Consider the following 23,270-nt stretch of genomic DNA (forward strand, 5'->3'; position numbering starts at 1 on the left):
CCCGTACCGGCCCTCCGGAAGACCGTCAGCCGAACAGCGCGGGCAGCGCCGCCGAGTGCGTCTCCCGCAGTTCCTCGACCGGCACCTCGAACACGCCCTCGACCACCAGCGAAGCGCCTCCGGTCGTGCCGAGCCCGTAGCAGGGCACCTCGTGCCGCCCGCACAGCGACGCGAACTCCTCGTAGGCCTCCGGCCGCACCGTGACCAGCGCCCGCGCGGCGGACTCGCTGAACAGGTCGGTGAAGGCGTCCCCGCTCAGCGCCACCGAGGCCCCGACGCCCCGCGCCAGGCACGACTCCGCCAGCGCGACGGCCAGCCCGCCGTCCGACAGGTCGTGCGAGCCCTCCAGGAGCCCCCTCTTGGCGGCCTCCACCAGCACGGTCGCCAGCGCCTGCTCGGCGTGCAGGTCGGCCCGGGGCGGCAGCCCGCCCAGGTGCCGGTGCGCGACGTGCGCCCACTCCGAGCCGCCGAACTCCTCGTGCGTGTCGCCGAGCAGCACGACCTTCAGCCCTTCGGCGGTGAACCCGGACGGCACCCGCTTGGCCACGTCCTCGATGACGCCCAGCACGCCCACGACCGGCGTGGGGTGGATGGCCGTCGAGCCCGTCTGGTTGTAGAAGGAGACGTTCCCGCCGGTCACCGGCACGCCCAGGGTGCGGCACGCGTCGGCCAGGCCGCGCACGGCCTCGGCGAACTGCCACATGACCTCGGGGTCCTCGGGCGAGCCGAAGTTGAGGCAGTTGGTCACGGCCAGCGGCTTGGCGCCGGTCACGGCCACGTTCCGGTACGCCTCGGCCAGCGCCAGCTGCGCCCCCGCGTACGGGTCGAGCTTGGCGTAGCGGCCGTTGCCGTCGGTGGACAGCGCGATGCCCCTGGTCGTCGGCTCCGCGCCGGCGATGACCTCCGAGATCCGCAGCATCCCCGCGTCCGCCGGCTGGGCCAGCACGGTGTTGGAGCGGACGTAGCGGTCGTACTGGGAGGTCACCCACTCCTTGGAGGCCAGGTTGGGCGAGCCGAGGAGCTGGAACAGCGTGGCCCGCAGGTCAGCGGGCCGCTCCAGCCGGTCGGGCGTGTCGGCGTTGAGCGCGGCCTGCCCGGACGGCTCGTGGTACGGGCGCTCGTAGACGGGCCCGTCGTCGGCCGCCGTGCCCGGCGGGATGTCCACGATGACCTCGCCGTCCCAGGTCATGACGAGGCGGCCGGTGTCGGTGACCTCGCCGATGACGGTGGCGGGGACATCCCACTTGTCGCAGATCGCCATGAAGGCCGCGATGTCGTCGGGCCGGACCACGGCCATCATCCGCTCCTGCGACTCGCTCATGAGGATCTCCTCGGGCCTGAGCGAGGGGTCGCGGAGCGGGACGAGGTTGAGGTCGACGTGCATGCCACCGGTGCCCTTGGCGGCCAGCTCGGTCGTCGCGCACGACACCCCGGCCGCGCCGAGGTCCTGGATGCCGACGACCACGTCGGCCGCGTACAGCTCCAGGCAGCACTCGATGAGCAGTTTCTCCATGAACGGGTCGCCCACCTGCACGGCGGGCCGCTTGGCGTGCGACTCGTCCTCGAAGGTCGCCGACGCGAGCACGGAGGCGCCGCCGATGCCGTCGGGGCCGGTGGACGCGCCGAACAGCACGACCTTGTTGCCCGGTCCGGGCGCGGTGGCCAGCTTGATCTGGTCCTTGCGGAGCAGGCCCACGCACAGGGCGTTGACCAGCGGGTTGCCGATGTAGCAGGGGTCGAAGACGACCTCGCCGCCGATGTTGGGCAGGCCCAGGCAGTTTCCGTAGTGGCTGATGCCCTCGACCACGCCGGGCAGGACCCGGCGGGTGTCCACGGCGTCCGCGCCGCCGAAGCGCAGCGCGTCCATCACCGCGATCGGGCGCGCGCCCATCGACATGATGTCGCGGACGATCCCGCCGACGCCGGTGGCCGCGCCCTGGTGCGGCTCGACGTAGGACGGGTGGTTGTGCGACTCGATCTTGAACGTGGCCGCCCAGCCGTCGCCGATCTCCACCACGCCGGCGTTCTCACCCATGCCCACGAGCAGCGCGTCGGACTTGGGCGCCTTGGTGGCGAACTGCTTGAGATGCACCTTGGACGACTTGTACGAGCAGTGCTCGGACCACATGACGCTGTAGATGGCCAGCTCGGAGCCGGTGGGACGGCGACCCAGGATGTCCTTGACCCGGTCGTACTCGTCCTGCTTCATCCCCAGCTCGGCGAAGGGCATCGGCTCGTCGGGCGTCTCGCCGGCCCGCTTCACATTATCGGTCATGCGTTCACCAGCTTCTTGAGGACGGAGGTGAAGAACCCGAGGCCGTCGGTGCTGGGCGCGCCGACCAGGTCCTCGACCGCGTGCTCGGGGTGCGGCATGAGGCCGACCACGTTGCCCGCCTCGTTACGGATGCCCGCGATGTCGTTGAGCGAGCCGTTGGGGTTGCCGCCGACGTAGCGCACGACCACGTGGCCGCCCGACTCCAGCGCGGCCAGGGTGTCCTCGGAGGCCACGTAGCGGCCCTCGCCGTGCTTGACGGGCAGCACGATCTCCTGGCCGGGCTCGAAGGAGCTGGTCCAGGGGGTGGCCGTCTGCTCGATCCGGACCCGCTGGTCACGGCAGACGTAGTGGAGCGAGGCGTTGCGGGTCAGCGCGCCGGGCAGCAGATGGGCCTCGCAGAGGATCTGGAACCCGTTGCAGGTGCCGATCACGGGCAGCCCCGCCCTGGCGGCCGGGACGAGCTCGTCCATCAGCGGCGCGAACCGGGAGATGGCGCCGCAGCGCAGGTAGTCGCCGTAGGAGAAGCCGCCGGGCAGGAAGACGGCGTCGACCCCCTTCAGGTCGTGGTCGGCGTGCCACAGCGGCACCGCCTCCGCGCCCACGAGGCGTACGGCCCTGGCGGCGTCCTGGTCGTCGAGAGTTCCTGGAAACGTGACTACGCCCACACGGGCAGCGCTCATGACAGTCGTCCCCTCCGAGGAATGCGCGCGCACGCGCCACCGTCTCTTCGGGTGGACGGCGGTCTGCGGCGGTGTCTTCAGATTATCGGGTGCTGCCGGGTGGTCCACATCGGCTCGTGCGTCGGGCGGAGGCGCAGGTCAGACTGCTGCCAGCTCGCGGGGACGGGCGTCGGCCGAGTCGTCCCAGGCGAGGTGCTTGCGCAGGTGGACCGTGGTGCCACGGCCGGGCGTGATGCCGAAGGAGATCTCGTCCACCACGGAGCGCATGATCAGCAGACCACGGCCGTTCTCCGTGTCGGGTGGAGGGAAGTGCGGCGGCATCGTCGGCAGCCCGTCGCCGTTGTCCGCGATGCGCACGTCGCAGCGGCCGTAGCCGATCGCCGCGCTCACTTCGTAGCGGTTGGCAGGACCCCCGTGCCGCACCGCGTTGGAGCACGCCTCGGAGACGGCGAGGAGCATGTCCGCGATGCACGTCTCACTCACGTTGAGTGAACGCATGGCATCGCCCAGCACTCGCCTGACCATCGGAATGCCGATCGCATCCCGAGGCAGTGCCAACGAGAACTCAATATCCACCGGACTCCTCCGGGCGCCAGACCGTCACCTGGAGTAGGTTTCCCTGTGAAAACGGGGCTAACCGCAAAATCACGTTGTTGTTATTTAGTGTTGGCACGCCCGTGGCATTGTGCCGCCTCCGAACCCCGCTTTAACCGGCCAGGGGGGAATCCGGGCGGCAAATCTCCCCTAATCCTCAACCCGGACGCTGTAGTCCTCGATCACCGTGTTGGCCAGCAGGGTCTCGGCCATCTTGCGGATCTCCTCGAGCGCCGCCTCGTCGGCCGGGCCGTCGAGCTCGACCTCGAAGCGCTTGCCCTGACGCACGGCCGAGACGCCGGAGAAGCCGAGCCTGGGCAGTGCCCTGGCGATCGCCTGGCCCTGCGGGTCGAGGATCTCGGGCTTCAACATGACGTCCACGATGACGCGGGCCACTGCGTTCCTCCTGGATGAGGTGGGTGACTGGGAAGCACAGCCTACCGGCGCGTGTGGCTGTCGACACAACGGGAACGGGGAGGGCATGGGGCTTGCGCGCAGGGCTGTGACGTCTGCCACGATGTCCCCAAACGCGTACGAACCACCACCAGATGGTTCATCGCTTGGAAGGCGGGCCTCAAGGTGGCAACCCCATCGAAGACCTGCCCTGACGACCGCAACAGGAGTGGCTCATGACCGAGCTTGTCGAGGTCATCAATGAACACAGCACCTCTGTCACGAGGCCGACGAAGGAGGCCTCGTGACAGCCGAAGCCTCTCGTGGTGCTGCAGACGCACCTCCGGAGCTCGTCCAATTGCTCACCCCCGAGGGCGAGCGGGTTGAGCACCCCGACTACGACATCGACCTGACCGATGAGGAGGTCCGGTCGCTCTACCGCGACCTGGTCCTCGTACGGCGCATCGACCTGGAGGCCGTGGCGCTGCAACGCCAGGGCGAGCTGGGCATCTGGGCCTCGCTGCTGGGCCAGGAGGCGGCCCAGATCGGCTCGGGCCGCGCATTGACCGACTCCGACATGGCCTTCCCCACCTACCGCGAGCACGGCGTGGCGTGGTGCCGCGACGTCGATCCGGTGAAGCTGCTGGGCCTGTTCAGAGGCGTGAACCACGGCGGCTGGGACCCCAAGGAACACAACTTCCACCTGTACACGATCGTGATCGGCAGCCAGACCCTCCACGCGGTCGGCTACGCGATGGGCATCCAGCGCGACGACGCCAGCGCCGCCACGATCGTCTACTTCGGCGACGGCGCCACCTCGCAGGGCGACGTGAACGAGTCGTTCATCTGGGCCAGCGTGTTCAACGCGCCGATCGTGTTCTTCTGCCAGAACAACCAGTGGGCCATCTCCGAGCCCCTGGAGAAGCAGACCCGCATCCCCCTCTACCGGCGCGCCTCCGGCTTCGGCTTCCCGGGGATCAGGGTGGACGGCAACGACGTGTTCGCCTGCCTGGCCGTGACCAGGAAGGCGCTGGAGGCCGCCCGCACCGGTCAGGGGCCGACGCTCATCGAGGCGTTCACGTACCGGATGGGCGCCCACACCACCACCGACGACCCGACGCGCTACCGCGTGGCCAGCGAGCTGGAGGCGTGGAAGCTCAAGGACCCGATCGAGCGGGTCAGGTCGTACCTGTTCAAGAACGAGCACGCCGACCCGTCGTTCTTCGACTCCGTCGACGCCGAGGCCGACCAGCTCGGGGCCGACCTGCGCAGGCGCTGCCTGGCCATGCCCGACCCCCAGCCGCTCGACATCTTCGACCACGTCTACCGCGAGCCCCACGCCCTGATGGACCAGGAGCGCGCCCAGTACGCCGCTTACTTGGAGGGGTTCGCCAAATGACCGTGATGAGCCTGTCCAAGGCGCTCAACGAGGGCATGCGCAAGGCCATGGAGGACGACTCCAAGGTCCTCATCATGGGTGAGGACGTCGGCAAGCTGGGCGGCGTCTTCCGGGTCACCGACGGCCTGCAGAAGGACTTCGGCGAGGACCGCGTCATCGACACGCCGCTGGCCGAGTCGGGCATCATCGGCACCGCGATCGGGCTGGCGCTGCGCGGCTACCGGCCGGTGTGCGAGATCCAGTTCGACGGGTTCGTCTTCCCGGCCGCCGACCAGATCATCACGCAGCTCGCCAAGATGCCGATGCGCTCGCTGGGCGCGATCAAGCTCCCGGTCGTCGTACGCATCCCGTGCGGCGGCGGCATCGGCGCGGTCGAGCACCACAGCGAGTCGCCCGAGGCGTACTTCACCCACACGGCCGGCCTGCGCGTCGTGTCCTGCTCCAACCCGGCGGACGCGTACACCATGATCCAGCAGGCCATCCGCAGCGACGATCCGGTGATCTTCTTCGAGCCCAAGCGGCGCTACTGGGAGAAGGCCGACATCGACACCGGCTCCACCGACTGGTGGCCGCCGCTGCACGCGGCCCGGGTCGTGCGGCCCGGGTCCGACGTCACGCTGCTGGCCTACGGCCCCATGGTCAAGACGTGCCTGGAGGCCGCCACGGCCGCCGAGGAAGACGGCCGTTCGCTGGAGGTGATCGACCTGCGCTCGCTCAACCCGCTGGACGAGCCGGCCGTGATGGACTCCGCGCGCCGTACCGGGCGGGTGGTGGTCGTCCACGAGGCCCCCGTCAACAGCGGTTTCGGGGCCGAGCTGGCGGCCAGGATCACGGAGCAGTGCTTCTACCACCTGGAGTCGCCGGTGCTCAGGGTCGGCGGCTTCTCCACCCCCTACCCGCCGTCGAAGCTGGAGGAGCACTACCTGCCCGACCTGGACCGGGTGCTCGACGCCGTCGACCGGGCCTTCGGGTACTGAGGGGGGTGGGGTTCTCATGCGACGCGAGTTCAAGCTCCCCGACGTCGGCGAAGGGCTGACGGAGGCCGAGGTCGTCCGCTGGCACGTCGAGGCGGGTGACGCGGTCAAGGTCAACCAGATCGTCGTCGAGATCGAGACGGCCAAGTCGATCGTCGAGCTCCCGATCCCCTGGGACGGGGTGGTCGCGGACCTGCTGGCCGAGGCGGGCCAGACGGTCGACGTCGGCGCCCCCATCATCGCCGTCGAGACCTCCGAAGGCGCCGCTCCCGTCTCGGAGGAGACCGAGGCCCTGGCCGAGGACATGGTGCCCACGCCTCCGGCGGAGGGCGCCGTCGAGCCCGGGACCCACGGCAGCCCGGCGCCCAAGGAGGAGCGCCAGGCGGTCCTGGTCGGCTACGGCGTCAAGACCGGCGCCACCAAGCGCCGCCCCCGCAAGCCCCAGGCTCCCGGCATCCCGGCGAACCCGGTGGCCAACCCCTCCCGCGTGGAGGTGGACGGCGGCCCTGCCCCTGCCCCTGCCCCTGCCCCAGTCGCGCCGCCGGCCGGCCGGGTCGGTGTCCTCGCCAAGCCACCCGTACGGAAGCTGGCCAGGGATCTCGGCGTCGACCTGTCCACCCTCGCCGGCACCGGCCCCGAGGGCTCGATCACCCGCGAGGACGTCCACGCCGCTGCGGAGGCCGGGGCGGCCCCGGTCGCCGAGGTGGCGGCGGCCGAGCGGCCGGAGGAGCGCATCCCCGTCAAGGGTGTGCGCAAGATGACCGCCCAGGCCATGGTCGCCAGCGCCTTCACCGCTCCGCACGTCACCGAGTTCCTCCAGCTCGACGTGACGAACACCATGGAGACGGTGCAGCGCCTGCGCACCTTCCGGGACTTCGCGGACGTCAAGGTGTCCCCGCTGTTGCTGGTGGCCAAGGCGGTCCTCACCGCCGTCAAACGCCACCCGATGATCAACTCGTCGTGGGACGAGGCGGCGCAGGAGATCGTGGTCAAGCGCTACGTGAACCTGGGGATAGCCGCCGCCACCCCCCGCGGCCTCGTGGTGCCCAACGTCAAGGACGCCCACACCCTGTCGCTCCCCGAGCTGGCCGGGCGGCTGGCCGAGCTCACGGAGACCGCCAGGGCGGGCCGCACCCAGCCGGCCGAGATGGCCGGCGGCACCTTCACCATCACCAACGTCGGCGTCTTCGGCGTCGACGCCGGCACCCCGATCCTGAACCCCGGCGAGGCCGCCATCCTCGCCGTCGGCCAGATCAGGGACATGCCGTGGGTGGTGGACGGCGAGCTGGCGGTGCGCAAGGTGACCACCCTGGCCCTGTCGTTCGACCACCGCATCGTGGACGGCGAGCTGGGCTCGATGTTCCTGCGCGACGTCGGCGACATGCTGGAGGACCCGCTGCACATGCTGGCCTGGAGCTAGCCGGGAAAGCCTACGGCGACCGCCGGGAGGACCCCTCCCCCGGCGATCGCCGTAGGCCGGGGACACCCGCACCCATCCCGTACAGAGTCACGCCGTCGCGATCTGATACACCTGATCGCATGATTCGCCACATCGTGTTGTTCACCTGGACCGAGGCCGCGACCGACGAGCAGAAGGAGACGGTGACCACCGAGCTGGGCAAGCTGCCCGGCATCATCCCGCAGCTCCGCTCGTACACCGTGGGCCCGGACGCGGGCATCAACCAGGGCAACCACGACTACGCGGTGGTGGCCGACTTCGACGACGTCGACGACTACCTGGTCTACCGCGACCACCCGCAGCATCAGGCGGTGATCGTGGAGCACATCAGGCCGATCCTGGCCTCCCGGGCCGCGGTGCAGCTCAGCCTCTAGATCTCCGGCGGGTTGTTCTCGCGGTGCATCAGCCGGCCCTCGGAAGTGCGGCCCCTCCTGGGGGCCAGCACGACGCTCAGCACCACGCCCACGCCACCGACGATCATGAAGATGAGCCCGACGACGTCCATGTGGACGGCCTTGCCGAACACGTCGGGCTCGATCGCGAATCTCAGGATGGCGCCAAGCGTGAGGAAGAAGATGCTTACCCCGACACCCATGACGACCTCCAGGCAAACGGCGAGTACAGCCACGGTCATACCCGGGTACAGAAGATCACACCCGTAACATCTCAGGCGAGGCAGGACAAAGGCTTGCCGCCGTTGTAGGTGATCATGTCGAACACGGCGGTGGCCAGGTCGATCGGCGCGCCCAGCGGCTGCCCGTCGAGCTCGGCGTAGGCGCGGTGCAGGTTGCCCACGATGCGCTCGGAGTCCAGCAGCCCGCCCCACTCGCCCAGGTCGGCCTCCCTGGCCGCCTCCAGCGGCGACAGGCCCGCCGCCCGGCCCCGCGCCGCGGTCTCCTGCACGAACCGCAGGTAACCCTCGACCCGGTCGTACGCCTCCGGCCCGCACACCCCGCCGTGGCCCGGCACGACGGTCTCCGCCCCCAGTGCCCTGAGCTGGTCGAGCGCGTCCAGCGCCCCGGCGACCGAGCCCATCAGGACGAACGGCGTGCCGCCGTTGAAGACGAGGTCGCCCGAGAACAGCAGCCGCCGCTCGGGAATCCACACGTACGAGTCGTTCGTCGTGTGCGCGGCGTGGCCCACGTGCCTCACCTCGCACCGCAGGTCGTCGGAGTGCAGGGTGATCCGGTCGGTGAAGGTGAGGAACGGCGGCGCCACCTCCATCTCGCCCCACTCCACCTCGGGCGACCACGCGGCGCGGTAGGTGGGGACGCCGTCGGCCAGGATCTGCTCCCGCACGCCCTCGTGCCCGACGATCGTGGCCTCGGGGAAGAGCCAGTTGCCGAACGTGTGGTCGCCGTGGTGGTGGGTGTTGACCAGCGTGGTGATCGGCCGGTCGGTGACCGTGCCGATGGCCTCGCGGAAGGCCCGCGTACGGCGCTCGGTCGAGCAGGCGTCGACGCAGATCACGCCGCGCCGGCCGGCCAGGAAGCCGGTGTTGTTGATCCACCAGCTCCCGTCGGGCTGGATGTAGGCGAAGACACCCTCGGATACCTCTTCGACCCGGGGCGGAGGAAGGGGATGATCGTGAGAAGTCGAGCTCATGCCGCGACCGTACTCCCTCGAAGCACCCCCGCCCCTACGGTTTAGAAGGCCTCCTCGGGGAGCTCCATGAGCTCCTGCCCGGTGGAGTCCACGATCCGGCGCTCCGTCGCCAGCCGCGGCAGGACCGTCTTGGCGAAGAACGAGGCCGCGGCCACCTTGCCCAGGTAGAACGGGTCCTCGCCGTCGGCCAGCCTGGCCAGCGCCACCTCGGCCTGCCGCAGCAGCAGCCAGCCGATCACCAGGTCGCCCAGCGCGAGCAGGAGCCGGGTGGTGTTCAGCCCGACCTTGTACACCTCGGCCGGCGCCTCCAGCGAGCCCAGCGCCCAGCCCGCCATGGTGTCGCCCATGGCCTTGACCTCGGCGGCGGCCTCCGCGAGGAGCTTGCGCTCCTCCTTGAGCCGGCCGTTGCCCGCCTCCGAGCCGGCGAACTCGCCGATCTCGGCCAGCAGCGACCCGACCGCCGCGCCCTGGTTGCGCAGGATCTTCCGGAAGAACAGGTCCAGGCCCTGGATCGCGGTCGTGCCCTCGTAGAGGGAGTCGATCTTGGCGTCCCGGATGTACTGCTCGATCGGGTAGTCCTGCAGGTAGCCCGAGCCGCCGAGGGTCTGCAGCGAGCGGGAGAGCAGCTCGTACGACCGCTCGGAGCCGACGCCCTTGACGATGGGCAGCAGCAGGTCGTTCATCTCGCTGGCGTGCCGGTCGTCGGGGTCGACCAGGAGGGTGTCCTGGAACGTGGCGGTGTAGAGCACCAGGGCCCGCATGCCCTCGGCGTACGACTTCTGCAGCATGAGCTCGCGCCGCACGTCGGGGTGGTGGGTGACGGAGACCCGCGGGGCGGCCTTGTCGGCCATCCGGGTCAGGTCCGCGCCCTGCAGGCGCGACTTGGCGTACTCCAGCGCGTTCAGGTAGCCGGTGGAGAGCGAGGCGATGGCCTTGGTGCCGACCATCATGCGGGCGTGCTCGATGACCATGAACATCTGCCTGATGCCCTCATGGACGTCGCCCACCAGCCAGCCGACGGCCGGGTGCTTGTCGCCGAACGTCAGCTCGCACGTCGTGGAGACCTTGAGCCCCATCTTCTTCTCGACGTTGGTGACGTAGACGCCGTTGCGCTCGCCCAGCTCGCCGGTCTCGAGATTCACGTGGAACTTCGGCACCAGGAACATCGACAGCCCCTTGGTGCCGGGGCCGTGGCCCTCGGGGCGGGCCAGCACGAGGTGGAAGATGTTCTCGGTCATGTCGTGCTCGGCGCTGGTGATGAAGCGCTTGACGCCCTCGATGTGCCAGCTGCCGTCCTCCTGGCGCACCGCCTTGGCCCGCCCGGCGCCCACGTCGGAGCCGGCGTCCGGCTCGGTGAGGACCATCGTGGCGCCCCACTCGCGCTCGATGGCCAGCTCGGCGAAGCGCTTCTGCTCCGGCGTGCCGACCTTCCACAGCGTGTAGGCGAAGTTGGGGCCCGCGGCGTACATGTACAGCGCCGGGTTCGCGCCCAGCACCATCTCGGCCGTGGCCCAGGCCAGGCTCCTCGGGATGCCGGGGCCGCCCAGCTCGGGGGGCAGGTCGAGGTTGGCCCAGCCGCCGTCCACCAGCGCCTTGTAGGACTTCTTGAAGCCCTCGGGCACCTTCACGGAGCTGGTCGCCGCGTCGAACACCGGCGGGTTCCTGTCGCCCTCCTCGAAGGAGTCGGCCAGGACGCCGGAGGCCAGTCTGTTGACCTCGTCAAGGATGCCCCGGGCGACCTCCTCGTCCACGTCCGCAAAGGGCCCTGTGCCGAGGATCTCGCGTCGCCCGAACACCTCGAAGAGGTTGAATTCCAGGTCTCGCACGTTGCTCTTGTAGTGGCCCATGGGGTCGATCTCCTTGAACCGAGGGGTATTCGTACTGGCGAGTAACCTTACTCTGCAATGCTACCCGCGGGTAACCCCAGGTATGCGTGGCATGCTCGTCTCCATGGACGCCGAAGAACTCGCCGCGAGATGGCGAGAGCGCCTGGAATCCTGGGCCATCCCCGACGAGATCATGGCCAAGGTTTCTGCCGACCCCTGGAGTCACTCGCCCGAGCGGTTCGGCACCCGTACCGACAGGGCGCTGGCCGAGCCCGACGACGGCCCCACCATGTCCCGGCTCTCGGAGGCGCTGCCCGCCAAGGGCACGCTGCTCGACGTGGGCTCGGGCCCCGGCGCCTCGTCCCTGCCGCTGCACGAGCGCATCGGCCACCTCTACGCGGTGGACACCTCGGCGTCGATGCTGGAGGGGCTGACCGCCCGGGCGGAGAAGCTCGGCGTGCCTGTCACGGCGATCGAGGGGCGCTGGCCCGACGTGGCCGCGCGGGTGCCCGTGGTGGACGTCACCGTCGCCGCCCACGTGATCTACAACGTCCTCGACCTGGCCGACTTCCTGCGGGCCCTCGACGAGCGCACGCAGGGGCGGGTGGTGCTGGAGCTCACGCACCGCCATCCCATGAGCTGGATGGCGCCGCTGTGGCAGCACTTCCACGGGGTGGACCGGCCGGTCCGGCCCATCGCCGAGGACTGCGTGGCGCTGGCCGCGGCGCTCGGCTACCCGGTGCAGGTGGAGGAACGGGAAGCTCCCCTGGAACGATTCACCTCGCTGGAGGACCTGGCGGCCAGCGCGTGCCGCAGGGTGTGCCTCGACCCGTCCAGGGCGGAGGAGGTCGCGGCCACAGTGATGGAGCTGGGCATGTGGCCGTTGCCGCGCGACCGATGGGTCACCATCTGGTGGGAATGATCCCGTCGAGGGCCGCGTTCTTGCTCATGAGCTGACAGCTCCCGGACGAGACGCGCCGTACCCGGAACGCCAAGACGACGCACGCACTGATGTCTCGTCCCAAGGGAGTTCTGATCATGGCGTGGATCGTCCTCGTGCTGGCCGGCGTCTTCGAAGTCGTCATGGCCCTTTCGCTCAAGCTCAGCAACGGGTTCGGCAATCTGTGGTGGACCCTGTCGTTCCTCGTCACGGCCGTGCTGAGCTTCGGCCTGCTCTCGTACGCGCTCAAGACCCTCGAAGTCGGCACCGCGTACGCCGTCTGGACCGGCGTCGGCGCGGCGGGCACCGCGGTGCTGGGCATGATCGCCATGGGGGACGAGGTCTCGCCGGCGCGCATCGTCTCGATCGCGCTGATCCTGGCGGGGGTCATCGGCCTGCGGGTGCTCGCCTGACCTTGACGTTTCGGCTCGTCACGGGTTGGGTGTCCGGGTGATCGAAATTCATGCCGTGACCATCGACGCCGCCGACCCGTACGAGATCGCCACCTGGTGGAGCAAGGCCACCGGGCTGCCGCTCGGCGAGGGTGACAAGCCGGGCGACGACGAGGTCATGCTGCGTACCAAGCAGGACCCGTTCCTGCTGTTCATCCGCGTGCCCGAGGGCAAGACCGTGAAGAACCGGATCCACCTCGACGTCAACGGCACCGAGGGCAGGACCCGCGACCAGGAGGTCGAGCGGCTGATCGGGCTGGGCGCGACCGTCCACGACGACCGGCGGCAGCCCGACGGCACCGGCTGGGTGACGATGCTCGACCCGGAGGGCAACGAGTTCTGCGTGTGCCGGAGCCAGGCGGAGCGGGAGGCGCAGGGCTGAGCTCACCGGGCGGAATCGGCGCGGCCCCGCATGGTGAGGGTCAGGATGCCGGCGATCAGGTAGACCAGCGCGCCGTGCCACAGCGCCTGCACGCCGGAGCCGAACACCCCTTCGTGGTCGAGCACGAGCTGCACCGGGTAGTCCAGCACGGCCGTGATGGCCGCGGGCAGCAGCGCGAACTTCCACGGGTGCTTCAGCGACCAGAGGCGGGCCTGGCGGGTCACCCGGTCGCCCTCGTGCGGCTTGGAGACCGCGCCGATCGCGGCGATCAGGGCGAACAGGCTGATGCCCAGGCCCAGCGCCCACACCAGGTCGCCACCGCCCGTGAGCACGCCCAGACCGAAGCTGGTCGCGGCCACGGCGCCGCCACCGACGGCGGCGGCCTTCCAGGGGGCGCCGCGGAGCGCGGCACCCGACAGCGAGACTTCGTCTCGTCGGCTGATTTCGTTCATGTCACTCATGGTGCCTTTTCGACCCCCTTGGGGGCATCGGGGACGGACCCTGAGCGATCCCTGACATCATTCGGACATGCAGCAAAGTGAGAAAGTGCTCTTCCGCGAAGCCCGCAAGGAGGATGTGCCCGCGATCGTGGCGATGCTGGCCGACGACCATCTCGGCGCCACGCGCGAGGGCGACCCCGGCGACGAGCGCTACCTGGCGGCGTTCGAGCGGATCGACGCCAACCCGTACGACGAGCTGATCGTCGCCGAGCAGGACGGCGAGGTGGTGGGCACGATGCAGCTCACGTACCTGGCCGGGCTGTCGAGGCTGGGCGCCGAGCGGTGCCAGATCGAGGCCGTCAGAGTCGCCGCCGCCGCCCGCGGCCAGGGTCTCGGCGGCCGGATGATCAAGTGGGCCGTCGACCGGGCCCGGGAGCGCGGCTGCGCCGTCGTGCAGCTCACCTCCGACAAGTCACGTACGGACGCGCACCGCTTCTACGACAACCTCGGCTTCACGGCCTCCCATGAGGGCTACAAGCTCTCGCTGAGCTGAGCCAGCATCCAGCGGCACCAGTCGGCCCGGTGCCGCTCGTAGCTCAGCCCGCAGCGCAACGTGGCGTAGTTGCCGAACCGGGGATCGCCGAAGGCGGGCGGCCCGTCGAATGACGCCTCCTGCCGCTCGTACTCGGCCAGCCGCTCCTCGTGCGCGGCGAGCTGGTCGGCGAACATCCGCCTGACCAGCTCCGGCTCGGCCAGCCACGACGCGTACGTCTTCAGCACCAGCTCGTCGCGCTCCGGCCGCTCCCGAGGCGGCTCGGTGACCCATTCCCGCAGCGCCGCCTGGCCCTCGGCGGTCAGGTGGTAGACCTTCCTGCCCTGCGGCCCCGGCCCGTGCTCGGCCTCGAACCCGACCAGCCCTCCGGCCCGCAGCTTCTGCAGCTCGGCGTGGATCTGGCTGTGCCCGGCCGTCCAGAAGTAGCCGACGGGCCGCCGCATGGCCGCGGCGAGGTCGTACCCCGTGCGCTCGCCGCGCGCCAGCACGGCGAGGATCGCGAATCCCAGCGTTGAGGTCATGGTTCGCCCAAGGATATGGTGCTCCTACAACTATGTCAGTTCTGACATAGTTGAGCGGAAAGGGCGGCCATGCGCGCGTTGGTAGGTGTGGTGGGGCTCATGGTGGGAGTGCTGACGGCCTGCGGGGGCGCGGTCGGCACCGGTGCCGCGGCGCCCGGCCCGAGCACGGCTCCCGCGGCGACGAGTCCGGCCCCGGTTCCCGAGGCGACGACGTCGGCCCCGATTCCCACGGGGCCGAACGTCTCCGGGTGCTTCACCGAGGCGGACGGCAAGATCTTCAAGCACGACGGCGACCTGCCCGGCGTGATCACCGGCGACGGCCCGGTGGGCGTGGTCATCACCTACGAGCGCCGAGGCAACGTGTGCACGTGGCGGCCCCTGTCGGACCGCCTCGTGGCCGCCGGCTACCGCGTCCTGCTGTACGCCAGGACCTCCGCCATCCTCCCCGAGGACGGCGCCGTCGCCATGGCCAAACGCCTGGCCAAGGAGCCGGGCGTCAAGCGGATCTTCCTGGTCGGCGGCTCGATCGGCGCCACCACCGCCGTCCCCGCCGCCCTGAGGCTCGGCTCGGAAGTGGCCGGCGTGGTGGCCGTCTCAGGCGAGATCAGCGTGGAGAACGCGGCCAGGCTGACCGTCCCGCTCCTGCAGATCGGCTCCGCGAACGACGGGTACGGCGGCGCCGACGACCTGGCCACGGCGCACGCCGCCGCCACGAAGGCCCCCGACAACCAGACCATGGTCATCCCGGGGGAGAGCCTGCACGCCTCGGCCCTGTTCGCCAGCCCTCACGGGAAGGACGTGCTCGACCGGATCGTGGCGTTCATGGACCGGCACAAGGGCTGATCTCGACCAGGTTGTCGTGGAAGCCCGGCCCCATGCCCATGTCCCCGTCCCGCTCGGCCACGACCGCGTTCGGGTTGGCGCCGCCGGGGGTCAGCTTCGGCCAGCGCCCCTTCGGCGAGGCCACCACCCCGGCCGCCACCCGGTCGCTGATCTCCACGTCCGCCAGGAACTCGCCGCCGTCGTTGTGCACGCGTACCCGCTGACCGGCCACCAGCCCCCGGGCCGCCGCGTCGGCCGGGTTGACCAGCACCACCGGGTCCTTGGCGCGGCGGCGCAGCTCCGGGTTGTTGCCGAAGGTCGTGTTGAGGAACGTGTGCGACGCGGGCGTGACCAGCGCCAGCGGGTACGGTGACCCGCCCCTCGCGCCGGCCGTGTGGGACGGGGTGTACGCCTTGCCCGTCGACGGGAAGCGCATCCTGCCCGACCGCGTCGGGAAGCCCTCGGCGAACGGCGTGAAGGGCTCGGGGTAGTTCATCCGCACCCAGCCCTCCTTGCGCAGCCGGTCCAGCGTGATGCCCTCCAGCGACGGGTGCCCGCTCGACAGCAGCTGCTCGGCCAGCTCCAGGTCCGAGTCGAACAGCGACGGCTCGGTCATCCCCATGTGCGCCGCCAGCCGCCGGAACGTCTCCGTCGTGGACAGGCACTCGCCGGGCGGAGGCTCGGCGGGCTCGTTCCAGAGCAGGTAGAGGTGCCCGTATCCGGCGTGCAGGTCCTGGTGCTCGGTCTGCATGGTCGCGGGGAGCACGATGTCGGCGTAGTCCACGGTGTCGGTCGGGAACTGCTCCATGACCACCGTGAACAGGTCCTCGCGGGCGAGCTGCCGCCTGATCGCGTTCGCGTCGGGGCTCGAGCCCGCCGGGTTGGCCGCGTACACCCACAGGCATTTCACGTCGTCGAGCTGGGACCCCAGCTTGGTCATGACGAGCGTGCGGACGGGCTTGGCCAGCAGGTCGTCGCGGGCGTCGATGTCGAAGTGCACGTGGCCGCTGGTGGAGTACGCGATGCCGCCGCCGGGGTGGCGCCAGTCGCCGGTGACGCCGGGGATCGAGGCGAGCGTGCGCAGCGCGGTGCCGCCGCCCTGGTGCCGCTGGAGGCCCTGCGTGGCGCGGATGGCAGTCGGGCGGGTGTGGGCGAGCCGTATCCCCAGGCTGTGGATGGCGGAGGCGGGGATGCCGGTGATTTCAGCCACAGTCTCGACCGGATATTTCAGGATTTCCTGGCGGAAGTCCTCCCAGCCCTCGGTGTGCTCGGCCAGGAACTCCTCATCCTGCGCGTTCTCCGCCAGCACGACGTTGAGCAGCCCGAGCGCGAGCGCCGCGTCCGTGCCCGGCCTGATCGCCAGGTACTCGTCGGCCTGGTCGGCCGTCCTGGTGCGGATCGGGTCGATGGCGACGACGTGCGCGCCGTCCGCCCGCGCGTCCTGGATGAACTTCCACAGGTGGTGGCCGCTGGTCAGCGTGTTCGTGCCCCAGAGCAGGATCAGCTTCGCCAGCGCGAAGTTCTCGGGGTCCATGCCGCCCGGGGTGCCGTTCGTCCGCATCAGGCCGCTGCTGCCGGCCGCCGAGCAGATGTTGAGCCAGTGCTTGGAGGCGCCCAGCATGTTCCAGAACCGCCGCCCGGCCACGCCCTCGCAGCCCTGGAGGTAGCCGAGCGTGCCGGTGCCCAGGTACGGCCAGATGGCCTCCCCGCCGTGCTCCTCGACGATGCCGCGCAGCCGCACCGAGATCTCGTCGAGCGCCTCGTCCCAGGAGATGCGCTCGAACTGGCCGGAGCCCTTGGGGCCGATGCGGCGCATGGGGTGGAGGATGCGGTCGTCCGCCCGGGTGTGTTCAAGGTAACGGTTGACCTTCACGCACAGGGCGCCCCTGGTGTACGGGTGGTCGGGGTTGCCGCGGAGCTTGGCGGCCCTGCCGTTCTCCACGGTGACCACCCAGGAGCAGCCATCCGGGCAGTCCAGCGGACACGCCCCCAAAACCCTCAATTCACCCGACATGGGACACAGACTACGTCCCGCACCTGGAATGACGGCAGACGCGGAAATGCGTGTAGCCTGCCCGGTGCGACGATTGCGGGGGCGATTGAGGACACTGGAAGCCTAGAGATCGCACGGTCCGGCCGGGAAGGTGCAGAATCGCTGTCGGTGGCCGAAATCAGGGAACGAGATGACACGGAGGACCTCGAGGGGGATCCAGCCGTGGATGAGTCACGCGCGGAAAGCGACGTCTACGTTGTAGAGCCGCTGCTGCCCCAGCGTCTTCGCCGCCCCTCCGACCTGCTGCGCTTCTTCGCCACGCTCATCGTGCTCGGCGCGGTCGTCCTGCTCGCGCTGGTCGCCAAGCAGACGCTCATCGGCCTGGAGGCCGACGTCAAGGAGGGCGCGCAGCTCGTACCGCTGCTCAGCAGGATCGCCGCGTTCCTCGGTGGTGCGGCCGTGCTCATCGTGCCCGCGGCCTTCGCCGTCGAACGGGTCTTCCACCGCGACGGGCTACGCGTCGCCGAAGGGCTGATCGCCGCGATCATCGGCATGGCCGGGTCGTTCCTGCTCGGGCAGTGGCTGGTCGCCGGCAACGCCGAGGACCTGCGCGTGCTGCTGACCGGCGACCGGACGATCGAGCCGGTGAACACGCTGCTCACCTCGGTCGTGGCGTACGCCACCGCCGTCCGCATCTCGCGCCGTCCCACCTGGCGCATGCTGATGTGGACCACGATCGCCCTCTACGTCCTCGCGTTCTTCTCCGGCCGGCAGATCACGATCCCGAGCGCCATCGTCACGGTGCTGGTCGGCATGGTCATCGGCTACGCCACCCTCTACGGCGTCGGCAGCCCCAACACCAGGCCGGCGGGCAGTGCCCTGGTGGCCGCGCTGCGCAAGCTGTCGTTCGCGGTGGTCTCGGCCCGCCGCATCGAGGACGACCACCAGGGCAGCCGCCGCTACGCCATCGGGCTCAAGGACGGCACCAGCCTCGACGTCACCGTGCTCGACCGCGACCGGCAGGTGGCCGGGCTGCCGTACCGGCTGTGGCGGCGCATCCGGCTCAACTCCGAGACCAGGCGCCGGGCCATCAGGTCGCTCCGGGCGGAGCTGGAGCGCGAGGCGCTCATGGCGTACGCGGCCCAGGCGGCCGGCGCGAGCACCCCCAGGCTGCTCGGCACCAGCGAGATCGGCACCGAGGCCGCGATGCTCGCGTACGAGCACATCGAGACCCGCCCCCTCGACGAGGTGCCCGACGAGCAGATCGACGACGAGCTGCTCGCCCAGATCTGGGAGCAGGTGGAGCTGCTGCAGATCCAGCGCCTGGCGCACCGGCGGCTCACCGGCGACAGCATCCACCTCGACCGGGCGGGCCGCGTCGTGCTGACCGACGCGCGCAGCGGCGAGATCGCCGCCGGTGACCTGCTGCTCAGGCTCGACATCGCCCAACTGCTCACCTACCTGGCGCTGCGCGTCGGCCCTGAACGCTCCGTACGGACGGCGGCGGCCGTCATGGGGCCCGACACGCTGGCCGCCGCCATGCCGCTGCTCCAGCGCATCGCGCTGACCAGGGAGACCCGTTCGGCCCTCTCCAAGAACAAGAACCTGCTGGCCGGCATCCGCGAGCACATCGTCGCGCTCAAGCCGCAGGGCAAGGTCGAGGAAGTACGCCTCGAACGCTTCAAACCGCGCACCCTGATCACGATCATCGCCAGCACGCTGGCCGCGTACATCGTGCTCTCCCAGCTCAGCCGGGTCGACATCTACCGGGTGGTCACCACGGCCAACTGGGCCTGGTCCGGGGTGGCGCTGGTCGCGTCGTTCGTCAGCTTCGTGGCCGCGGCCCTGATGCTGCGGGGCTTCGTGCCCGAGCCGCTGCCGCTCTGGCGTACCGTGCTCGTGCAGTTCGCCTCGTCGTTCGTCAAGCTCGTCGCGCCCGCCGCCGTGGGCGGGGTCGCGATCAACACCCGCTACCTGCAGAAGCGCGGCATCTCGCCGGCCAGCGCGGTGGCCAGCGTGGGGGCCTCACAGCTCATCATGCTGGTCTTCCACATCGCGCTGCTGCTGCTGTTCGCCTACATCACCGGCTCCACCACGACCACGTCGTTCACCCCGTCGCGCGGCCTCGTCCTGGTGCTGCTCGCGGTCGCGGTGCTGGTCGTGGTGGTGCTCGGCGTGCCGCCGCTGCGCAGGCTGGTGACCTCCAGGATGCGCAAGCTGTTCTCGAACGTGCTCCCCAGGCTGCTCGACGTGCTGCAGTCGCCGCGCAAGATGGTGGAGGCGTGCACGGGCACGCTCATGATCACCCTGGCGTTCGTGCTCTGCCTGGACGCCTGCGTGGCCGCGTTCGGCGGCTCGCTCAGCTTCACCGCCGTCGCGGTCGTCTACCTCACGGCCAACGCCATCGGCTCGGCCGCGCCCACACCGGGCGGTCTGGGCGCGGTCGAACTCGCGCTCGCGGGCGGCCTGACCGTGGCCGGCGTGCCCGCCGAGCTGGCCACCTCGGCCGTGCTGCTGCACCGGCTGCTCACGTTCTGGCTCCCGGTGCTGCCCGGCTGGGCCGCCTTCACCTACCTCCAGCGGCACGAATCCCTGTGATCAGCGGGCCGTGTAGCGCTCGGTGATCTTGTCGATGGCCCCCAGCTCGTCCTCCGTGAAGGCCGGGCCGTCCACGCACGCCACGTTGTCCTCCAACTGCCGCACGCTGCTGGCCCCGATGAGCACGCTCGTCACCCGCGGGTCCCTGAGCGTCCACGACAGCGCCATCTGGGCCAGCGTCTGCCCACGGCCCTTGGCGATCTCGTCGAGGCCGCGGGCCAGGTCGAGGTCGATCCGATCGGCGCTGAGGAACCTGCTCGTCGCCGCCCGCGAGTCCGCCGGCACGCCGCCGAGGTAGCGGTCGGTCAGCAGGCCCTGGGCCAGCGGCGAGAACACGATGCAGCCCATGCCCGCCTCCTCCACCGCGTCGAGCAGCCCGTCCTCGATCCACCGGTTGATCATCGAGTAGGACGGCTGGTGGATGAGCAGCGGCGTGCCCAGCTCGCGCATGATCCGCGCGGCCTGGGCGGTCTGCTCGGCCGAGTAGTTGGAGATGCCCGCGTAGAGCGCCTTGCCCGAGCGCACGGCCCGGTCGAGCGCCCCCATCGTCTCCTCCAGCGGCGTCCCCGGGTCGGGGCGGTGGCTGTAGAAGATGTCGACGTACTCCAGCCCCATGCGCTTCAGCGACTGGTCGAGGCTGGCCAGGACGTACTTGCGCGATCCCCACTCGCCGTACGGGCCCGGCCACATGTCGTAGCCGGCCTTGGTGGAGATGATCAGCTCGTCCCGGTACGGGGTGAAGTCCTCGCGCAGGATGCGGCCGAAGTTCGTCTCCGCCGAGCCGTACGGGACGCCGTAGTTGTTGGCCAGGTCGAAGTGCGTCACCCCGAGGTCGAACGCGCGCCGCAGGATCGCCCGGGAGTTCTCGATCGGGCGGGTGTCGCCGAAGTTGTGCCACAGGCCCAGCGAGACCGCGGGCAGCTTCAGCCCGCTGCGACCGCTGCGGTTGTACGGCTGCCGCTCGTAGCGCCGGTCGTCGGCCTGATAGGTCATGAGGTGCCCCTCTCGATGATCCAGGAGAGCGCGAAGGCCTCCTCGCGCCAGGCGTCGTAGCGCCCGCTGCGGCCGCCGTGCCCGGCGCCCATCTCCGTCTTGAGCAGGAACGGCCCGCCGTTCGCCGTCGCCCGCAGCCGGGCGATCCACTTCGCGGGCTCGTGGTAGAGGACGCGGGTGTCGTTCAGGCTGGTGATGGCCAGGATCGGCGGGTACGCGCGGCCGTCCACGTTCTCGTACGGGGTGTAGCTCTTCATGTAGGCGTAGACGTCGGGGTTGTGCAGCGGGTCGCCCCACTCGTCCCATTCGATCACAGTGAGCGGGAGCGACGGATCCAGGATGGTGTTCAGCGCGTCCACGAACGGCACCTCGGCCACCACGCCCGCGAACTCCTCCGGCGCCAGGTTCGCGACCGCGCCCATCAGCAGGCCGCCGGCCGAGCCGCCCCTGGCGATGACCCGCTCGCTCCAGCCGGTCGCCTTAAGGTGCTTGGCCACGGCCACGAAGTCGGTGAACGTGTTGCGCTTCCTGGTGAGCTTGCCGTCCTCGTACCAGCGGCGGCCCATCTCACCGCCGCCCCTGATGTGCGCGACGGCGAAGACGAACCCGCGGTCGAGCAGCGAGAGCCTCGGGACCGAGAAGCCGGGGTCGATGGAGGTCTCGTAGCTGCCGTACCCGTACAGAACGGTCGGCGCGGGCCTGGCGGAGTCCTTGCGCTTCACGATGGACACCGGGATCCTCGTGCCGTCCTCGGCCGTGGCCCACTCGCGGAACTGCTCGTAGTCGGCCGGATCGTAGCCGCCCAGCACCGGGCGCCGCTTGAGCAGGATCAACTCGTGCGTGTCGAGCTCGTAGTCGTACACGCTGGGCGGGGTGACCATGCTCGTGTAGGCCAGCCGGAGCCGCGTCGTGGTGAACTCGGGGTTGCCCGCGGGCCCGACGTCGTAGAGCGGCTCGGGGAAGTCGATCTCGTACGCGTTCCGCTCGGCGGCCTCGATCCGCTCGCGCCGGCCCTGGACGTCGGCCGGGTACGGCAGCACGCGCAGGCCGGTCAGCCCGTCACGGCGGAAGTGCACCACGGCGTGGTCGGAGAAGGCGTCGATCTCCAGGAGCCTGGTGTCGTCCCGGTGGGCGATCAGCGGCGTCCAGGTGCCGGGGGCGTCGAGCGGGGCGGTGGCCAGCTCGAAGTTCTCGGCGTTCTCGTTGTGTAGCACGTAGAAGAAGTCGCCCGCGTGCTCGACGCCGTATTCGACGCCGGTCTTCCTGGGGCGCACGACCGTGAACTCACCGGCGGGATCGGTGGCGTCGAGAATGCGCACCTCGCTGGTGATCTTGCTGCCCGCGCCGAGCACGAGGTATTTCTCGCTGCGCGTGAGGCCGATGCCGACCCAGTAACGCTCGTCGGACTCCTCGTAGACCAGCACGTCCTCTTCGGTGCCGAGGGTGTGCCGGTAGACCTGGAACGGGCGCCAGGCGTCGTCGACGCGCGTGTAGAAGAACGTCGAGCCGTCGGCCGACCAGGCGCCGCCGTAGAAGATGTCGGTGATCTCGTCAGGGAGCAGTTCGCCTGTTTCGAGGTTCTTGAACTTCAGCGTGAATCGCTCGTCGCCCTTGAAGTCGGTCGAATAGGCCAGCATCGTGCCGTCGGGCGAGACGGAGCTGGTGCCGATCGAGAAGAACGGGCTGTCGCCGGCGAGCTCGTTGCCGTCGAGAATCACCTCCTCGCGTTCGAGAGTGACTCCCGGGGTGATCTCCGGAGGCGCGTCGCTGTCGGCCGGGACCCGGCAGGAGACGGCGTACTGCTTGCCTTCCGAGGTGCGCGAGAAGTACCACCAGGAGCCCTTGCGGCTGGCCACCGAGAGGTCGGTTTCCTGCGTGCGGCCCTTGATCTCCTGGAACACCTGCTCCTGGAGATCGGAGAGGTGAGCGGTCTGCTGTTTGAGAAACTCGTTCTCCGCCTCCAGATAGGCGGTGGTATCGGGATCTTCCTTGTTGCTCAGCCAGGCGTACTCGTCGATGACGGTGTCACCGTGGTGGGTGCGCTCAGTCGGAACCTTCTTCGCCACTGGCGGCGTGTTACTGCTCACGTGGGGAGTCTATGTTCGGGCGTGATCGATCTGTGTCCGTCGTACGCGGCGATCCGGCGCGAGGGGTCGGGAGCGCTGCTAATTTTGAAGAGCCGAAGCAGTCCGGCACAAGCCTTCTTCCTCCTCCATCACGGCGGACGTGCGCGTCCACTCGTGAGGGCTGGTAAGTTAGAGGGGTTGTCCCGGAAGCGGGGCGGGTCTTAATTCCAGCAGGTCGAGCAAGTCGGGTCAATTTGACAGGGACTTGAACGGCTGAAAGAATAAAGACACAACGAAATGAACGC

22 protein-coding genes and 1 riboswitch are annotated in these 23,270 nt (G+C 69.9%); of the genes, 10 read left to right on the plus strand and 12 right to left on the minus strand.

Annotated elements, in window-relative coordinates:
• Positions 1–25: 25 nt before the first annotated feature.
• The 4 genes from purL to purS all read right to left on the minus strand — a co-directional run bounded on the left by purL (position 26) and on the right by purS (position 3,945).
• Positions 26–2,275: a phosphoribosylformylglycinamidine synthase subunit PurL gene (gene purL / locus AB0J87_RS59020; RefSeq protein WP_363983993.1), complete on the minus strand. Its 2,250-nt coding sequence runs from the start codon at positions 2,273–2,275 to the stop codon at positions 26–28.
• The gene (gene purQ, locus AB0J87_RS59025; protein ID WP_355207756.1) at positions 2,272–2,955 is read right to left on the minus strand and encodes a phosphoribosylformylglycinamidine synthase subunit PurQ; all 684 of its coding nucleotides are present in this window, start codon (positions 2,953–2,955) and stop codon (positions 2,272–2,274) included. The genes purL and purQ overlap by 4 nt, the downstream gene beginning before the upstream one ends.
• Positions 2,956–3,093: 138 nt before the next feature.
• Positions 3,094–3,480 carry an ATP-binding protein gene (locus tag AB0J87_RS59030; protein WP_350737367.1) on the minus strand — a complete coding sequence of 129 codons (387 nt, stop codon included), beginning with the start codon at positions 3,478–3,480 and terminating at the stop codon, positions 3,094–3,096.
• 219 nt (positions 3,481–3,699) lie between these two features.
• The gene (gene purS, locus AB0J87_RS59035) at positions 3,700–3,945 is read right to left on the minus strand and encodes a phosphoribosylformylglycinamidine synthase subunit PurS (protein ID WP_350737364.1); all 246 of its coding nucleotides are present in this window, start codon (positions 3,943–3,945) and stop codon (positions 3,700–3,702) included.
• Positions 3,946–4,246: 301 nt separating this feature from the next.
• On the opposite strand from purS, the gene pdhA reads away from it, so the two are divergent.
• The 4 genes from pdhA to AB0J87_RS59055 all read left to right on the plus strand — a co-directional run bounded on the left by pdhA (position 4,247) and on the right by AB0J87_RS59055 (position 8,148).
• Positions 4,247–5,341 carry a pyruvate dehydrogenase (acetyl-transferring) E1 component subunit alpha gene (gene pdhA, locus AB0J87_RS59040; RefSeq protein ID WP_355207761.1) on the plus strand — a complete coding sequence of 365 codons (1,095 nt, stop codon included), beginning with the start codon at positions 4,247–4,249 and terminating at the stop codon, positions 5,339–5,341.
• Positions 5,338–6,318, plus strand: coding sequence for an alpha-ketoacid dehydrogenase subunit beta (locus tag AB0J87_RS59045; RefSeq protein ID WP_355207764.1), 981 nt, complete (start codon positions 5,338–5,340; stop codon positions 6,316–6,318). Before pdhA ends, AB0J87_RS59045 begins: the two co-directional genes overlap by 4 nt.
• Positions 6,319–6,334: 16 nt before the next feature.
• A complete protein-coding gene (locus AB0J87_RS59050) occupies positions 6,335–7,735 on the plus strand; it encodes a dihydrolipoamide acetyltransferase family protein (RefSeq protein WP_363983997.1) in 1,401 nt (466 codons plus the stop codon).
• Between the two features lie 119 nt (positions 7,736–7,854).
• The gene (locus AB0J87_RS59055) at positions 7,855–8,148 is read left to right on the plus strand and encodes a Dabb family protein (protein WP_363983999.1); all 294 of its coding nucleotides are present in this window, start codon (positions 7,855–7,857) and stop codon (positions 8,146–8,148) included.
• On the opposite strand, the gene AB0J87_RS59060 is transcribed toward AB0J87_RS59055, so the two are convergent.
• From AB0J87_RS59060 to AB0J87_RS59070, 3 genes are all read right to left on the minus strand, one after another.
• On the minus strand, positions 8,145–8,369 hold the full coding sequence (locus tag AB0J87_RS59060) for a hypothetical protein (RefSeq protein ID WP_192788390.1): 225 nt from the start codon (positions 8,367–8,369) through the stop codon (positions 8,145–8,147). The two genes, AB0J87_RS59055 and AB0J87_RS59060, sit on opposite strands and share 4 nt — an antisense overlap.
• Before the next feature lie 71 nt (positions 8,370–8,440).
• Positions 8,441–9,379: an MBL fold metallo-hydrolase gene (locus tag AB0J87_RS59065; protein ID WP_363984001.1), complete on the minus strand. Its 939-nt coding sequence runs from the start codon at positions 9,377–9,379 to the stop codon at positions 8,441–8,443.
• A gap of 41 nt (positions 9,380–9,420) precedes the next feature.
• The gene (locus tag AB0J87_RS59070) at positions 9,421–11,226 is read right to left on the minus strand and encodes an acyl-CoA dehydrogenase (RefSeq protein ID WP_363984003.1); all 1,806 of its coding nucleotides are present in this window, start codon (positions 11,224–11,226) and stop codon (positions 9,421–9,423) included.
• Between the two features lie 103 nt (positions 11,227–11,329).
• Between AB0J87_RS59070 and AB0J87_RS59075 the strand changes: the two genes are divergently transcribed.
• From AB0J87_RS59075 to AB0J87_RS59085, 3 genes are all read left to right on the plus strand, one after another.
• Entirely contained in the window at positions 11,330–12,127 is a 798-nt protein-coding gene (locus AB0J87_RS59075) for a class I SAM-dependent methyltransferase (protein WP_363984005.1), read from the plus strand.
• A 25-nt stretch (positions 12,128–12,152) separates the two neighbouring features.
• Positions 12,153–12,211: riboswitch (guanidine-III (ykkC-III) riboswitch) on the plus strand.
• Positions 12,212–12,243: 32 nt separating this feature from the next.
• On the plus strand, positions 12,244–12,558 hold the full coding sequence (locus tag AB0J87_RS59080; RefSeq protein ID WP_350737341.1) for a multidrug efflux SMR transporter: 315 nt from the start codon (positions 12,244–12,246) through the stop codon (positions 12,556–12,558).
• Positions 12,559–12,595: 37 nt separating this feature from the next.
• Complete coding sequence (locus AB0J87_RS59085; protein ID WP_363984007.1) at positions 12,596–12,979, plus strand: VOC family protein; 384 nt, start codon at positions 12,596–12,598, stop codon at positions 12,977–12,979.
• A gap of 2 nt (positions 12,980–12,981) precedes the next feature.
• Here AB0J87_RS59085 and AB0J87_RS59090 read toward each other — a convergent pair whose 3' ends face one another.
• On the minus strand, positions 12,982–13,431 hold the full coding sequence (locus tag AB0J87_RS59090; RefSeq protein ID WP_350737336.1) for a hypothetical protein: 450 nt from the start codon (positions 13,429–13,431) through the stop codon (positions 12,982–12,984).
• 76 nt (positions 13,432–13,507) lie between these two features.
• On the opposite strand from AB0J87_RS59090, the gene AB0J87_RS59095 reads away from it, so the two are divergent.
• A complete protein-coding gene (locus AB0J87_RS59095) occupies positions 13,508–13,972 on the plus strand; it encodes a GNAT family N-acetyltransferase (RefSeq protein ID WP_355207778.1) in 465 nt (154 codons plus the stop codon).
• Here the strand turns inward: AB0J87_RS59095 and AB0J87_RS59100 are convergent.
• Positions 13,951–14,493 (minus strand): helix-turn-helix transcriptional regulator, encoded by a 543-nt coding sequence (locus tag AB0J87_RS59100; RefSeq protein ID WP_363984010.1) that lies wholly within the window; start codon positions 14,491–14,493, stop codon positions 13,951–13,953. The genes AB0J87_RS59095 and AB0J87_RS59100 overlap by 22 nt on opposite strands.
• Positions 14,494–14,562: 69 nt before the next feature.
• Between AB0J87_RS59100 and AB0J87_RS59105 the strand changes: the two genes are divergently transcribed.
• The gene (locus AB0J87_RS59105; protein WP_363984012.1) at positions 14,563–15,336 is read left to right on the plus strand and encodes a hypothetical protein; all 774 of its coding nucleotides are present in this window, start codon (positions 14,563–14,565) and stop codon (positions 15,334–15,336) included.
• Here AB0J87_RS59105 and AB0J87_RS59110 read toward each other — a convergent pair.
• Entirely contained in the window at positions 15,314–17,329 is a 2,016-nt protein-coding gene (locus AB0J87_RS59110) for a molybdopterin oxidoreductase family protein (RefSeq protein ID WP_363984013.1), read from the minus strand. The two genes, AB0J87_RS59105 and AB0J87_RS59110, sit on opposite strands and share 23 nt — an antisense overlap.
• A gap of 201 nt (positions 17,330–17,530) precedes the next feature.
• Between AB0J87_RS59110 and AB0J87_RS59115 the strand changes: the two genes are divergently transcribed.
• Positions 17,531–19,906, plus strand: a complete 2,376-nt coding sequence (locus tag AB0J87_RS59115) for a lysylphosphatidylglycerol synthase transmembrane domain-containing protein (protein ID WP_363984015.1) — start codon at positions 17,531–17,533, stop codon at positions 19,904–19,906.
• Here AB0J87_RS59115 and mgrA read toward each other — a convergent pair whose 3' ends face one another.
• The gene (gene mgrA / locus AB0J87_RS59120) at positions 19,907–20,899 is read right to left on the minus strand and encodes an L-glyceraldehyde 3-phosphate reductase (protein ID WP_363984017.1); all 993 of its coding nucleotides are present in this window, start codon (positions 20,897–20,899) and stop codon (positions 19,907–19,909) included.
• Positions 20,896–22,986: a S9 family peptidase gene (locus AB0J87_RS59125; protein ID WP_363984019.1), complete on the minus strand. Its 2,091-nt coding sequence runs from the start codon at positions 22,984–22,986 to the stop codon at positions 20,896–20,898. Before AB0J87_RS59125 ends, mgrA begins: the two co-directional genes overlap by 4 nt.
• Positions 22,987–23,270 lie beyond the last annotated feature (284 nt).

This window comes from Nonomuraea sp. NPDC049625, assembly GCF_040675285.1.
Taxonomy (GTDB): domain Bacteria; phylum Actinomycetota; class Actinomycetes; order Streptosporangiales; family Streptosporangiaceae; genus Nonomuraea; species Nonomuraea angiospora_A.